General features: G+C 64.1%; 10 protein-coding genes. 7 read left to right on the forward strand and 3 right to left on the reverse strand.

Annotated features, from left to right (window positions below):
- Window positions 1–40: 40 nt before the first annotated feature.
- The 5 genes from hisD (at window position 41) to scpA (ending at window position 7,781) form a co-directional block, all read left to right on the forward strand.
- Window positions 41–1,369, forward strand: coding sequence for a histidinol dehydrogenase (gene hisD / locus HRQ64_RS07655; RefSeq protein ID WP_172122852.1), 1,329 nt, complete (start codon window positions 41–43; stop codon window positions 1,367–1,369).
- Between the two features lie 3 nt (window positions 1,370–1,372).
- The gene (locus tag HRQ64_RS07660; RefSeq protein ID WP_172122853.1) at window positions 1,373–2,905 is read left to right on the forward strand and encodes an acyl-CoA carboxylase subunit beta; all 1,533 of its coding nucleotides are present in this window, start codon (window positions 1,373–1,375) and stop codon (window positions 2,903–2,905) included.
- 59 nt (window positions 2,906–2,964) lie between these two features.
- Entirely contained in the window at window positions 2,965–3,399 is a 435-nt protein-coding gene (locus tag HRQ64_RS07665; RefSeq protein ID WP_172122854.1) for a DUF559 domain-containing protein, read from the forward strand.
- Entirely contained in the window at window positions 3,396–5,414 is a 2,019-nt protein-coding gene (locus HRQ64_RS07670; protein WP_172122855.1) for an acetyl/propionyl/methylcrotonyl-CoA carboxylase subunit alpha, read from the forward strand. The genes HRQ64_RS07665 and HRQ64_RS07670 overlap by 4 nt, the downstream gene beginning before the upstream one ends.
- Before the next feature lie 231 nt (window positions 5,415–5,645).
- Entirely contained in the window at window positions 5,646–7,781 is a 2,136-nt protein-coding gene (gene scpA / locus HRQ64_RS07675) for a methylmalonyl-CoA mutase (protein ID WP_172122856.1), read from the forward strand.
- Between the two features lie 4 nt (window positions 7,782–7,785).
- On the opposite strand, the gene HRQ64_RS07680 is transcribed toward scpA, so the two are convergent.
- Window positions 7,786–8,817, reverse strand: a complete 1,032-nt coding sequence (locus HRQ64_RS07680; protein WP_172122857.1) for a hydroxyacid dehydrogenase — start codon at window positions 8,815–8,817, stop codon at window positions 7,786–7,788.
- 135 nt (window positions 8,818–8,952) lie between these two features.
- On the reverse strand, window positions 8,953–9,939 hold the full coding sequence (locus HRQ64_RS07685; RefSeq protein WP_172122858.1) for a substrate-binding domain-containing protein: 987 nt from the start codon (window positions 9,937–9,939) through the stop codon (window positions 8,953–8,955).
- A 291-nt stretch (window positions 9,940–10,230) separates the two neighbouring features.
- On the opposite strand from HRQ64_RS07685, the gene HRQ64_RS07690 reads away from it, so the two are divergent.
- Both HRQ64_RS07690 and HRQ64_RS07695 read left to right on the forward strand, forming a co-directional pair.
- Complete coding sequence (locus tag HRQ64_RS07690) at window positions 10,231–10,962, forward strand: ATP-binding cassette domain-containing protein (RefSeq protein WP_172122859.1); 732 nt, start codon at window positions 10,231–10,233, stop codon at window positions 10,960–10,962.
- Between the two features lie 12 nt (window positions 10,963–10,974).
- Complete coding sequence (locus tag HRQ64_RS07695; RefSeq protein ID WP_127752476.1) at window positions 10,975–11,991, forward strand: ABC transporter permease; 1,017 nt, start codon at window positions 10,975–10,977, stop codon at window positions 11,989–11,991.
- Between the two features lie 16 nt (window positions 11,992–12,007).
- Here HRQ64_RS07695 and HRQ64_RS07700 read toward each other — a convergent pair whose 3' ends face one another.
- Window positions 12,008–13,348 (reverse strand): FAD/NAD(P)-binding protein, encoded by a 1,341-nt coding sequence (locus HRQ64_RS07700; RefSeq protein ID WP_172122860.1) that lies wholly within the window; start codon window positions 13,346–13,348, stop codon window positions 12,008–12,010.
- Window positions 13,349–13,587 lie beyond the last annotated feature (239 nt).

The following is a 13,587-nucleotide window of genomic DNA, read 5'->3' on the forward strand; positions in this document are numbered from 1 at the left end:
AGCCCGCTTATTCCCTTTCTCCCTTCCACAAGGATGCACCATGCCCCAATGGCTCAAGCGCGGAAAAAATGTTGAGGAGCGCGCCGCCGCCGATCGGCAGGTGCGCGCCACAGTTGAAACCATTCTGGCCGATATCGAAGGGCGCGGCGATGCGGCCGTGCGCGAACTGTCAGCGCGCTTCGACAACTGGGATCGGCCCGATTTCCGCCTGGCCCCGGCCGAGATCGACGCCTGCCTCGCCCAGTTGACGCCGCAAGACCTGCACGACATCGAATTTGCCCAGACCCAGGTGCGCAACTTCGCCCAAAAGCAGCGCGCGACCTTGCAAGATCTCGAAGTGGAAACCCTGCCGGGCGTGACGCTGGGGCATCGGCATGTGCCCATCAACGCGGTGGGCTGTTATGTGCCGGGCGGCAAATATCCGCTGCTCGCCTCTGCGCATATGTCGGTGATAACGGCCAAGGTCGCTGGTTGCGAGCGCGTCATCACCTGCGCGCCCCCGTTCAACGGCAAGCCCGCACCCGCCATTGTCGCCGCCCAGCACATGGCCGGCGCCGACGAGATCTATGTTCTGGGGGGCATCCAGGCCATTGGCGCCATGGCTATCGGCACGCAAAGCATCGATCCCGTCGACATGCTGGTGGGGCCGGGCAATGCCTTTGTCGCCGAAGCCAAGCGCCAGCTTTATGGCCGGGTCGGCATCGACCTGTTTGCCGGGCCGACCGAAACCCTGATCATCGCCGACGACACGGTGGATGGCGAAATCTGCGCCACGGATCTCTTGGGCCAGGCCGAGCATGGCCCGACCTCGCCCGCGATCCTCCTCACCAATTCCGAACAGCTCGCCCGCGACACGATGCGGGAAATCGAGCGCCTGCTCGCCATTCTCCCAACCGGGGAAGTCGCGCGCCAATCCTGGACCGATTTCGGCGAGGTGATCGTTTGCGAGAGCTACGAGGAAATGCTCGCCCAAGCTGACCGCATTGCTTCCGAGCATGTTCAGGTGATGACCGATCGGGACCTGTGGTTCCGCGATCATATCAGCAATTACGGCGCCCTGTTTCTGGGCCCGCGCACCAATGTTGCCTATGGCGACAAGGTGATCGGCACCAACCATACCCTGCCCACCATGAAGGCGGCGCGCTATACCGGGGGCCTATGGGTGGGCAAGTTCCTCAAGACCTGCACCTGGCAGCAGGTCACCACGGACGAGGCCTCGGCAGCCATCGGGGAATATGGCTCGCGCCTTTCCATGCTGGAGGGTTTTGTGGGTCACGCCGAGCAAGCCAATTTGCGCGTCAGGCGTTATGGTGGGCGCAATCTGCCCTACGGCACTGCCGCAGCGCCGCGCACTCAAGCAGCCGAGTAAGCCATGAAAGCCGTTATTGCCGAACTTGAAGCCAAGCGGGCTGGAGCCAGACTGGGAGGCGGGCAAAAGCGCATCGACACCCAGCACGGCAAGGGCAAGCTGACGGCGCGCGAACGGCTCGATGTGCTGCTCGATCCCGGCAGTTTCGAAGAATACGACATGTTCGTCACCCATCGCGCCACCGAGTTCGGCATCGGGGAAACCGTGATCCCGGGCGATGGCGTGGTGACGGGCTGGGGCACGATCGAGGGGCGCCTCGTTTATGTGTTTTCCCAGGATTTCACCGTCTTTGGCGGCTCCCTGTCGGAAACCCATGCCGAAAAGATCTGCAAGATCATGGATCTGGCCATGCAGAACGGCGCGCCGCTAATCGGGCTCAACGACAGCGGCGGCGCCCGCATCCAGGAAGGCGTGGCCTCGCTGGGCGGTTATGCCGATGTGTTCTGGCGCAATGTGCAGGCTTCGGGCGCCATTCCCCAGATCTCGGTGATCATGGGGCCCTGCGCGGGCGGGGCGGTCTATTCCCCGGCGATGACCGACTTCATCTATATGGTCAAGGACACCAGCTATATGTTCGTGACCGGCCCCGACGTGGTCAAGACCGTCACCAATGAAAGCGTGACCCAGGAAGAGCTGGGTGGCGCTTCCACCCACACCAGAATTTCCTCAGTGGCCGATGCGGCCTTCGAGAACGACATCGAAACCCTGCTTGAAGTGCGTCGCCTCTTCGGCTTCCTGCCGCTGGCGGCCGGGCAGAAGCCGCCGCGCCGCCCGACCATGGATCCGCTCAACCGCGACGATCTTTCGCTCGATACGATCATTCCAGACAGCGCCAACCAGCCCTATGACATGCGCGAAGTGATCGAGAAGGTTGCCGATGAGGGCGATTTCCTCGAGATCGGCAAGGATCACGCCGGCAATATCCTCTGCGGCTTTATCCGGCTCGATGGCCATCCGGTGGGGGTGGTGGCCAACCAGCCGCTGGTGCTCGCGGGGTGCCTCGATATTTCAGCCAGCAAGAAGGCCGCCCGGTTCATTCGCTTCTGCGACTGCTTTGAAATCCCCGTGCTCACCTTTGTCGATGTGCCCGGCTTTTTGCCGGGCGTGGCGCAGGAATATGGCGGCATCATCAAGCATGGCGCTAAGCTGTTGTTCGCCTATGCCGAAGCCACGGTGCCGCTCGTCACCGTCATCACCCGCAAAGCCTATGGCGGGGCCTATGACGTGATGGCGAGCAAGCACATCAAGGCCGATGTGAACTATGCCTGGCCCTCGGCGGAAATCGCGGTGATGGGAGCCAAGGGCGCAACGGAAATCCTTTATCGCTCGGAGCTGGGGGACAAGGAGAAGATCGCCCAGCGCACGGCCGACTACGAAGCGCGCTTCGCCAACCCTTTCGTCGCCGCCGAACGCGGCTTCATCGACGACGTCATCATGCCCCACGGCACCAGGCGGCGCGTGATCCGGGCGTTTTCGACATTGAGGCACAAACAGAGCCATGCGCCCAAGAAAAAGCACGGGAATATTCCGCTGTGAGGGGGGAACACCGGCGCGGCTCCCTCCCCCTCGCGGGGAGGGACGGGGTGGGGGGATGGATGGCCAAGCATCTCGCAAGGAAGCTCCGGCGCAACGCCACTTATGCCGAGCAGGATTTTTGGCAACTGACCTGGTCGCTGCGGCAGGCCGGCTGGCCATTTCGACGCCAGCAATTGCTGGGCAGCTACTATGTTGACTTCGCCTGCCTCAAAGCCGGTTTGGTCGTGGAGATCGATGGCGACACCCATGGATCCGACCGGGCGCAGGCAAAGGACGCGGTGCGCGATGACTATCTACGGGGCCGGGGTTTTACGGTTCTGCGGTTTACCAACGATGAGGTGACCAGCAATCCCGATGGTGTGTTCCAGGTCCTGAGTTCTTTTCTCGAAACCTTGCCATCCAGCCCCCCACCCCAGCCCTCCCCGCGTGGGGGAGGGAGCCCCGCCGGTGCACTGGACGGCCCACGCATGACTTCTGATGAGGACCAGCAATGACCATCACCAAACTCCTCATTGCCAATCGGGGCGAGATTGCTTGTCGGGTGATCCGGACGGCAAAGCGGATGGGGATCGCGACGGTTGCGGTTTATTCCGATGCGGACCGTGATGCCCTACATGTGCAGATGGCCGATGAGGCCGTGCATATCGGGCCGTCGCCGGCGCGGGACTCTTATCTCCAGATCGACAAGATCATCGGGGCCTGCCGCCAGACCGGGGCGCAGGCGGTGCATCCCGGCTATGGGTTCTTGTCGGAAAATCCGCGTTTTGCCCAGGCGCTGGAAGCGGCAGGGATCATCTTTGTCGGCCCGCCGGTCCGCGCGATCGAGGCGATGGGTGACAAGATCACGTCCAAGAAGCTCGCAGCCGAGGCAGGGGTGTCAACCGTGCCCGGGCATATGGGGCTGATCGAGGATGCCGAGGAGGCGGTCTCGATCAGCCAGTCCATCGGCTACCCGGTGATGATCAAGGCTTCAGCGGGCGGCGGCGGCAAGGGCATGCGTATTGCCTGGACCGATGCCGAAGCGCGTGAAGGCTTTGAGCGGAGCAAGTCAGAGGCGGCCTCATCCTTTGGCGATGATCGCATCTTCATCGAGAAATTCGTCACCGAACCGCGCCACATCGAGATCCAGCTGATCGGCGACAGCCACGGCAATGTGCTTTATCTCAACGAGCGGGAATGCTCGATCCAGCGACGCAACCAGAAGGTGATCGAGGAGGCGCCATCGCCCTTTCTCGACGAAGCGACGCGCCGGGCCATGGGCGAGCAGTCGGTCGCGCTGGCAAAGGCGGTGGGCTATACCAGCGCCGGCACGGTGGAGTTCATCGTCGATGCCGAGCGCAATTTCTATTTTCTCGAGATGAACACCCGCCTGCAGGTGGAACATCCCGTCACCGAGCTGATCACCGGCCTCGATCTGGTGGAACTGATGCTGCGCGTGGCGGATGGCGTAGCGCTGCCCCTGACGCAGGCCGAGGTCCAGCGGAACGGCTGGGCCATCGAATCGCGCCTTTACGCGGAGGATCCCTATCGCAATTTCCTGCCCTCGACCGGGCGGCTGACACGCTATCGCCCGCCCGCCCAGAGCCACGCGCCCGATCTGGTGGTGCGCAACGACACGGGCGTGTTCGAAGGCGGGGTAATCTCGACCTTTTACGATCCCATGATCGCCAAGCTGTGTACCTGGGCGCCCACACGCCTGCAGGCCGTAGAAGCCATGGCGGTGGCCCTCGACAGTTTCGAGGTCGAAGGGGTGGGCAACAACCTGCCGTTTCTGTCAACGGTGATGGACCAGGAGCGCTTCCGCGAGGGGCGGCTGACCACCGGCTATATTGCCGAGGAATTTCCCGACGGTTTTACTGGCGCGCAATTGCCACGCGGCCGGCTGATTGAGGTGGCGGCAGCGGCGGCCATGCTGCGGCTGACCGAGGAGGACCGCAAGGGGCTCGTGTCCCATTCCCCCATTGGCGGGGCGGTGGAAGTCTATGGCGAATGGGTGGTGGTGATCGAGGGCGAACAGGTGCCCGTCAAGCTGCACCGCCTCGATCCGGCCGGCAGCTGGGAGCTTAACCTCTTTGATACGGCGCTGACCGCCGCACGCTTTGCCTGGCAGCCCGGCGACAGTCTTGCGACCATTGAGTGGTCGACCGGCGAAACGGCAGTGCTCAAGGTCGAGCCCACCACATCGGGGGCGCGCATCCGCTATCGGGGGGCCGACCTCAAGCTTTTGGTGCTGCCGCCCCATGTCGCGGCCCTGCTCAAATACATGCCCGTCAAGACGCCGCCCGATATGAGCCGGTATCTCCTCTGCCCCATGCCCGGCCAGGTCGTCCGGATTGATGTGGCCGAGGGCGAGGTGGTGGAGGACGGCCAAACTCTGGCCATTGTCGAGGCGATGAAGATGGAGAACGTGCTCCGAGCCGAAAAGCGCGCCCGGGTGAGCAAAATCCACGCCGCCCCCGGCGCGGTGCTGGCCGTGGATGCGGTGATCATGGAATTCGAGGCGGTGTGATGCACATGCAGCCCTGGACTGCACCGCTGCCGCCGCTGTCGCCTCCCTCCCCCTTGAGGGGAGGGAATGAGGGAGGGGGTCGTTCCGTGATGAACCGAAGGACCCCCACCCCGACCCTCCCCTCAAGGGGGAGGGGGGCCCTCTCCATCATCCGTCCATCACGCGCACTCCGCCTGCGGCTCCCTCGTCTTCATGTTGTTGAGACGGAATGGGCAGGCGTTGGGGGTAATCATGTCTGACGCCAAAGCGAACTTCACCCACTGGGCAACCCTCGCCCAAAAGGAACTGCGCGATACTCCGGTGTCCGCGCTCAATCGGGATTATGGCGGCACGCGGGTCAAGCCGGTGTATTTCGCCGAGGATGCGCGTCAAATGAACGAGGTGCCGGGCGCCGAGCCGTTTACGCGTGGCATTCGGGCGACCATGTATGCCAACCGGCCCTGGACCATCCGGCAATATGCGGGCTTTTCCACCGCCCGGGAGTCCAATGAGTTTTACCGCCAGGCGCTGGAGCGGGGGCAGAAGGGGCTTTCGGTGGCCTTCGACCTTGCGACGCATCGCGGCTATGACAGTGACCATCCCCGCGTGGTGGGCGATGTCGGCAAGGCGGGGGTGGCCATCGACAGCGTCGAGGACATGAAAACGCTTTTCAACGGCATTCCGCTCGATCAGATGAGCGTGTCGATGACGATGAATGGCGCGGTGATCCCGGTTTTGGCCATGTTCATCGTGGCGGCCGAAGAGCAGGGCGTGCCGCAGGAAAAGCTCGAAGGGACCATCCAGAACGACATCCTCAAGGAGTTCATGGTCCGCAACACCTATATCTACCCGCCCGAGCCCTCCATGCGGATCGTGGGTGACATCATCGCCTATACCGCCCGGCACATGCCGCGGTTCAACTCGATCTCGATTTCGGGCTACCACATGCACGAAGCCGGGGCGACGGCGGTGCAGGAGCTCGCCTATACGCTGGCCGACGGGATCGAATATGTGCGGGCGGCGCAGGGGCGCGGGCTCGATATCGACGCCTTTGCCGGGCGGCTGAGCTTTTTCTTCGGCATCGGCATGAACTTCTTTCTCGAGATCGCGAAGCTGCGCGCGGCGCGCCAGCTCTGGAGCGAGATCATGACCGGGCTGGGGGCCAAGGACCCGCGCTCGAAAATGCTGCGCACCCATTGCCAGACTTCGGGTGTGTCGCTGACCGAGCAGGACCCGCACAACAATATCATCCGCACGACGATCGAGGCGCTGGCGGCCACCCTGGGCGGCACGCAGTCGCTCCACACCAATTCCTTTGATGAAGCCATTGCGCTGCCCACCGAATTTTCGAGCCGGATCGCGCGCAACACCCAGCTGATCCTCCAGCACGAAACCCGCATCACCGATGTGGTCGATCCTCTGGGCGGCTCGTTTTATATCGAGGCGCTCACGGCCGAACTCGTTGCCGGCGCCAAGGCGCGGATCGGGGAAGTGGAGGCGATGGACGGCATGACGGCGGCCGTCCAAAGCGGTGGCCCCAAGCTCGCCATTGAAACCGCGGCAGCGCAGCGCCAGGCCCGCATCGATCGGGGCGAGGACGTCATCGTGGGGGTCAACCGCTTCCGGCTCGATGCCGAAGAGCCGCTCGCCACCCGCCAGATCGACAATGCCAAGGTGCGCGACGAACAGGTCGCGGCCCTCGAGCAGGTGCGCCGCACCCGCGACGAGGCCCTCTGCCAATCCATGCTCGCGGCCCTGCGGGAGATGGCGGCCATGGATGAAGGCAATTTGCTCGAGGCCGCCATCGCGGCGGCGCGCGCTCGCGCCACGCTCGGGGAAATCAGCGCCGCGCTGGAGGACGTGTTTGGCCGTCATTCGGCCACGAACCGGGTGATATCGGGCATCTATGCCGCCAGCTACGAGGGCGACCCCGAATACAGCACCGTCGCCGGGCGCGTTGCTGCGTTCAAGGCGAGCCGGGGCCGGGCGCCCTCGCTGCTGGTGGCCAAGATGGGGCAGGACGGGCACGATCGCGGCGCCAAGATCATCGCTTCGGCTTTCGCCGATCTGGGCTTCGCGGTGCATCTGGGGCAATTGTTCCAGACGGCGCAGGAGGTGGCCGATGATGCCGCCAGGCTCGATGTCGATGCCGTTGGCGTATCGTCGCTGGCGGCCGGGCACCTGACGCTGGTGCCTGAATTGATTGCGGCCCTGCGCGAGCGGGCACTTGGCGACACCACCGTGATCGTGGGTGGCGTGATCCCGGAAGGGGATTACGCCTTCTTGCTGGATGCTGGCGTGGCGGCCATTTTTGGCCCCGGCACCAATGTGCTGTCCGCTGCCTTTGCCCTCCTGGACCAGATCGAGGGCCGGCTCAGCAACCGCTAACCGGTCAGTTCTTGTCGACGGGCCTCGAGCGCATGCGGGACACCGTTTCGCGCTCCGCCCGCTTGCCGCGCAGCGGCGGCAGGCCGCGATCGAGCAGCGCCATATCCTCGAGCACCATGTCGCCCATGCGCTTGAAGGCGATATCGAGGGCCCCCGCCCGATGCGCCGAGCGCAACAGTCCCTCAAGACTGCGGGCGGGATGATTGAGGGGCAGCGGCTCTTCGGGGAAGACATCGGTCGCCGCGCGGATATGACCGCGGCGCACCGCCTCCATCAGCGCGTCGAAATCCACCACGTCAGCGCGGCTGAGGAGGATGAACGCGGCGCCCGGGCGCATGCTGTTGAACGCCTCGGCGCCAAGGAACGCCTTGTTTTCCGAGGTTACGGCAGCGACGACGAACACGAAGTCGCTTTGCGTCAGCACGTCGTCGAGCGTCGCCGGAACCACGCCATGCTCTTGGAGCAGCGATGGTGGCAGCCAGGGGTCGAACACGCGAACCCGGGCGCGAAAGCCGGCGAGGAGCCGGTTGAGCGTGCGGCCCAGATCGCCAAAGCCGATAATCCCGATCTCCGAGCCGCTTAGCAGCCGGGCGCTCCGGTTGCCGTCGCCACCCCAAAGCTCAGTGCCGGTGCGGAAGGCCGCATCATTGCCGCTGATCCCGCGCGCCAGATCGAGCGCGAGGCCGAGGCCAAGCTCCGCTACCGGCTCGGCAAACACCGCTCCGGTGGTGACCACATGGATGCCCCGCTCGAACAACGTGTCGTAGGGCATGTTGTTGATGAGATTGCTTTCGACATTGAAGATGCAGCGCAGATTGGTGAACTGGTCGAGAACCGCCGGGGAGATGGGCGGCTGACCCAGGATATAACGCGCTACGGCGAGACTTTCTCCGGGGACGGCATCGAGCTCGGTTGGCTCGATCTCGAGCACCCGATAGCGGGCAAACAGCGCGGCGCGCGCTTCGGGGGTGAAGATGAGATCGGTGCTGCGGGGATGGGGCGCGCTGATGATGAGAGGTTTGGCGTCGGAGGGCATAGGGCACCATGGCGCGGCAAAGGCGTGCCGGGGCGCGCTTGCCGCCACGGTCACACCCGTTCTGCCGGTTGTTGGGAGAAAGGCAGGCGGCGGAACGCTCCGGGAGCGCCCCGCCACGGCGATCGCTGGGCTGAACTATTGGCAGGCGCCGGGATCGGCCTGGGTGCACTTGTTGAATTCGAGATAGGTGAATTCTTCCACCGGCTCGCCTTCGATCAGCTTGATCATCAGGTCGGGGGCCTGGTGGCCCATCTCGAAGGGCTGCTGGGCCACATTGGCGTGCGAACGGCCTTGCTTGAACGCCTGGACCTGGGTGTCGAGCAAGTCCGAGGATACGATCACGATCTCCTTGGATTGGAGCTTGTCCATGATCGGGTCGGTGACCTGGGTATAGGCCTGCGGGCTGAACTGGGCCCAGCCGCCAACGAGGAAGAGGGCGTCGATATCGGGATTGGCGGTCAGCACGTCGGTGAGCTGCGTATTGGCCAGCGCCGAGTCGTCATTGGTGTAAACGGGGCAGCCTTCCACTTCGGTCCAGCCACCCTGGCCGGTGAGGCGGTCGGTGTTTTCGGCGCCCGCGAGCGTGTCGCGCGCGCCGGCGACGCGCTCATTGATGTTGGCCGCCGCCACATTGCCGAGCTGGAAGCAGACCGTGCCGCCCTCGGGCTTGAGCGCCATCAACTCCTTGGCGATTTCCTCGCCCAGCAGATAGTTGGAGTGCCCAATGAAGCCCTTGCGCAGATCGGCATCGGCTTCCAGCAGATCGGCATCGATGGTCATGATCGGGATCGTGGGGGCACGCTGTTTCAGCAAGTTCGCCATGGCCGGGGCGTTGGACGGCGAGATCGCCATGGCGGCAACGCCGCGGGTCAGCAGATCGTCCACAATCTGCACCTCGCCTGCTTCATCCGATGACAAGGCGGGGCCGGTATAGGTGCAGATATACTCGGAATCCGGGTTTTCCTCGTTCCACAACTCGCAGCCCTGGTGCATCTCCTCGAAATAGGGATTGTCGAGGCCCTTGACGACGATGGCGAGTTCTTTCTTGTCCTGCGCCATGACCGGGTTGCAGGCCATGACGAGGGCGCTGCCGGCGAGCAGCAGCCACAGTTTGGTGTTCATTGTCTCACTCCCATATTCTCAGCTCGGGCTCGTTGGCCCGCAACAATAAGCAGACACGGGCAACACGCCCGCTCCTCAGTCGGCTTCAATAAAGTCGGGGTCTTCAACTGGCTGAAAAGCCGCCAGCCTCCTCACAATACAATGCTTAGTACCCGAAAGCGCGAAGTCAACTGGCTAGTTCGAGCGGTTGTGCTTGGCTCAGCCGAGCAGGAGCATTGACGTGCCCGACTGGGCCAACCTAAGCTTGCCGGCAAAGGAGGCGGGCAAACCGCCGGGGCGAGGAGCGATGGCATGAGCGTGTTGGAGCTGGACCACGTGTCCAAGCACTATGGTGCGATCCAGGCCCTGAGTGATGTTTCCCTCACGCTCAATGCCGGGGAATGCGTGGGGCTGGTGGGCGACAATGGCGCGGGCAAGTCGACGCTGGTCAAGATCATCGCCGGTAACTTCCACCCGAGCAGCGGCGAAATCCGGATCGATGGGCAAAAGACCGATCTGCATAGCCCTAAGGACGCGCGCACCAAGGGAATCGAGATCGTCTACCAGGACCTGGCGCTGGCCGACAATCTGACCGCGGCCGCCAATATCTTCATGGGCCGCGAGCTCACCAATGGCTTTGGCATTCTCGATTATCGCGGCATGTACAGGCGGGCAGGGGAGCTGTTTGCCGAGCTGAAGTCCGAAACCCGGCCGCGCGATGTGGTGCGGCGTATGTCGGGCGGGCAGCGCCAGGCCGTGGCGATTGCGCGAACGCGGCTATCCAACCCCAAGATCGTGCTGATGGACGAGCCGACGGCGGCCATCAGCGTGCGCCAGGTGGCCGAAGTGCTCAACCTCATCCGGCGCCTCAAGGACCAGGGCATGGCCGTAGTGCTGATCAGCCACCGCATCCCCGATATTTTCGAAGTTTGCGACCGGCTGATCGTGCTGCGGCGGGGGCGTAAGGTTGGCGACAAGCGCGTCGCCGACTCCTCGCCCCAGGAGGTCACCGGCCTCATCACCGGCGCCATTGAACAGGTCTAGGGAGCAACAGAGATGGCCGCCGATTCATCCCTTTCGAGCGCGATCGACCAGCAAACCCATCGCGGTTTCCTCCCCTGGCTGCTTAGCCGGCAAGTGTTCTGGGTGGTGGTCGCTACCCTCGGGGCCTGCCTCTTCCTGTCGCTCTACACCTCGACTTTTGGCACGGCGCAGAACCTCTTTAACGTCACCCGCAATTTTGCGTTTGTCGGCATCATCGCGCTGGGCATGACGGCGGTGATCATGACGGGAGGGATCGATCTTTCGGTTGGCTCGACCGTGCTGGTCGCCGCCATTGTCACCAGCACGCTGATGGCCAGCGGGCTGCCATTGGGTATCGCCATGCCGGCAGCTTTGGGGGCAGCGCTGCTGATCGGCCTCGTCAACGGGGTCTTTGTCGCGGTTCTGGGCATGCCCCCTTTCGTGGTGACGCTGGGCATGATGTCGATCGCCCGCTCGCTGGGCATGGTGCTGTCCAACAACAAGCTGATCTACGAATTCGGGCCCGACCAGGGGCTGCTGTTTGCCATTGGCGGCGGCTCGGTGGTGTTCTTTGGGCTCCCCGTGCCCAATCCGCTGCTGGTGATGATTGCCCTGGCGCTGGTCACCGGCTTTGCCTTTCGCTGGACCAAATGGGGCCGCCATGTACTGGCCATCGGCGGCAATGAACATGCCGCTGTCCTCACCGGCATTCCGGTCCGCGCCGTCAAGGTTTCGGTCTATATGTTCGCCGCCTTCACCGCGGGCCTCACGGGCTTTCTCGAAGTGGGCTGGCTCGGCGGCGTCAGCACCGGGCTGGGCACCGGCATGGAGCTGACGGTGATCGCCGCGGCCGTGATCGGGGGCGCCAATCTCTCTGGCGGCAGCGGCTCGGCGCTTGGGGCGGTGATGGGCGCGGCGCTGATCGAGGTGATCCGCAACAGCTTGATCCTCCTGGGGATCAGCACGTTCTGGCAGGGCACCTTTGTGGGCTCGGCCATCGTGCTCGCGGTCGCCTTCAACAAGCTGCGCGACAAGGACACCAGCGAGTAGCGGGGCAGGGAAGCCCCTAACTCTCGAGGATCTTGCGCGCGATCGCGGCGGCTTGCACCCGGATATCGGGCACGGCCTCGATCTCGAAGAACCGCCCGCGCGTCAGCGGACCGAGCGCCAGCAGGTGCCGCGAGGGCTGCCCTTCGGCATTGACCACAAAGCAGTCGGGGCTGACATCGAGCCCGATATGGAGCGGGTCGGGGCGGGCGGCGCCGCTGGCCACGAGGTCGCGGATCACCGGACTGGAGCTCGAAAGCACATCGACGCTCACCCCGCCGCAATCATAGACCCGGGCGATATCGAGCGTTTCGCGCTCCTGCGTGCCCCGGCGGCGGATGGTGGCACGGACCCCTTCTGGAGCGCGGTCGATGCCGACAAACTCGGCCGCGACGAGGCTCACCTGACCCTCGGTGACCGCTTCCTCGAGACGCTGATGCAGCTCGGGTGGCAGCCGGTGGCGGTGAATGTTCCACCACGGCCGCAAATGGCGCAGCGCCTGGCGACGCGTGTGATCGGACCAGCTCTGCCAGATGCGCTGGTTATAAGGGCGAAGGCCATCAACGACGCTGCGCCAGTCGCCACCATTCGCCTCGGTCTGCGCCACAAGGCCCCGGAACCAGCCCATGAATTCGGGCAGGGACGCGCCAAAGGGCACATCGGCCTCCGCGATGCTGAGCGGGGGAATATCGCGGTGCCCCTTGGGCAGCAGCCCATTGCGCGACACGACGAGCGTTGGGCCGCGATGCTCGGCTTTCGCTAGGGACAGCCAGGCATCTACCATGGAAAGACCCGAGCCCAGGATCATCACCGGCGCATCTGGATCAAGCGGCGTATCGGCCTCCGAACCGACGCGCACGGCAATGCCGCGTCCCCGGGCCGGCTGGGTTTCGTGACCCACCGCCAGCACGGCAAAGCGGCTGGTGATGTTCGACCCGTTGGCGAGCAGCGTTTCCACCTCGTCGCGGCCTTCGGTGAGGCGCACAACTTCTTCGTTAAGCACGACGAGCCGCCCCGGTCGCGCCTGGGCTGCTTCGGCAAGCACATCCTCGAGATAAGCCCCATACAGCCGGCGCGGCACGAAGACCCAGGAGCCGGTGGGCGCCGGATAGTCCCGGGCCTGCAGCCAGCGCCAGAAATGATCGGGATCATCGGCAAAGGCGCTCATGCCGCGCGCCGGCACATTGACCTTGTGGTCGCGCTGGGTCGCGGAATAAGCGACGCCTTGCCCAACCTGTCCCCGGCGCTCCAAAAGGGTCACGCGGATATAGGCGGCCGGGTCGCGCAGCAAATGGGCGGCCAGCAACACGCCGCTGGCACCCCCGCCGATGATAGTCACTGCCAGCTCTCTGTTGCTCATCGAGAGCCTCCCTAACTATGCCCGGCTATGGACCCGTAGCCTCTAGCGACCCAAGCGCGCACAGACAAGCCACGCAGGGATGCCGCGCTTCCGAGGGGAACGTCCAGTGAAGCATCGACGTTGCCACCTCACTTTTCCCGAGAAGCCTTCTGACCTTAACCTCAAGAGCTCTAAACCTCAGGGCCATACGACCAAAGCATAGCTTTTCACGCCGCGCGGCAACTGGTCTCAAGAAGCTG

Origin of the sequence: Devosia sp. 919, from assembly GCF_013185965.1 — a bacterium.
Taxonomy (GTDB): domain Bacteria; phylum Pseudomonadota; class Alphaproteobacteria; order Rhizobiales; family Devosiaceae; genus Devosia.

What these genes read in the sequence shown, in the direction of transcription:
- hisD (WP_172122852.1), top strand. Translation starts at nt 41, where the DNA reads ATGCCCCAATGGCTCAAGCGCGGAAAAAATGTTGAGGAGCGCGCCGCC.
- HRQ64_RS07660 (WP_172122853.1), top strand. Translation starts at nt 1,373, where the DNA reads ATGAAAGCCGTTATTGCCGAACTTGAAGCCAAGCGGGCTGGAGCCAGA.
- HRQ64_RS07665 (WP_172122854.1), top strand. Translation starts at nt 2,965, where the DNA reads ATGGCCAAGCATCTCGCAAGGAAGCTCCGGCGCAACGCCACTTATGCC.
- HRQ64_RS07670 (WP_172122855.1), top strand. Translation starts at nt 3,396, where the DNA reads ATGACCATCACCAAACTCCTCATTGCCAATCGGGGCGAGATTGCTTGT.
- scpA (WP_172122856.1), top strand. Translation starts at nt 5,646, where the DNA reads ATGTCTGACGCCAAAGCGAACTTCACCCACTGGGCAACCCTCGCCCAA.
- HRQ64_RS07680 (WP_172122857.1), bottom strand. Translation starts at nt 8,817, where the DNA reads ATGCCCTCCGACGCCAAACCTCTCATCATCAGCGCGCCCCATCCCCGC.
- HRQ64_RS07685 (WP_172122858.1), bottom strand. Translation starts at nt 9,939, where the DNA reads ATGAACACCAAACTGTGGCTGCTGCTCGCCGGCAGCGCCCTCGTCATG.
- HRQ64_RS07690 (WP_172122859.1), top strand. Translation starts at nt 10,231, where the DNA reads ATGAGCGTGTTGGAGCTGGACCACGTGTCCAAGCACTATGGTGCGATC.
- HRQ64_RS07695 (WP_127752476.1), top strand. Translation starts at nt 10,975, where the DNA reads ATGGCCGCCGATTCATCCCTTTCGAGCGCGATCGACCAGCAAACCCAT.
- HRQ64_RS07700 (WP_172122860.1), bottom strand. Translation starts at nt 13,348, where the DNA reads ATGAGCAACAGAGAGCTGGCAGTGACTATCATCGGCGGGGGTGCCAGC.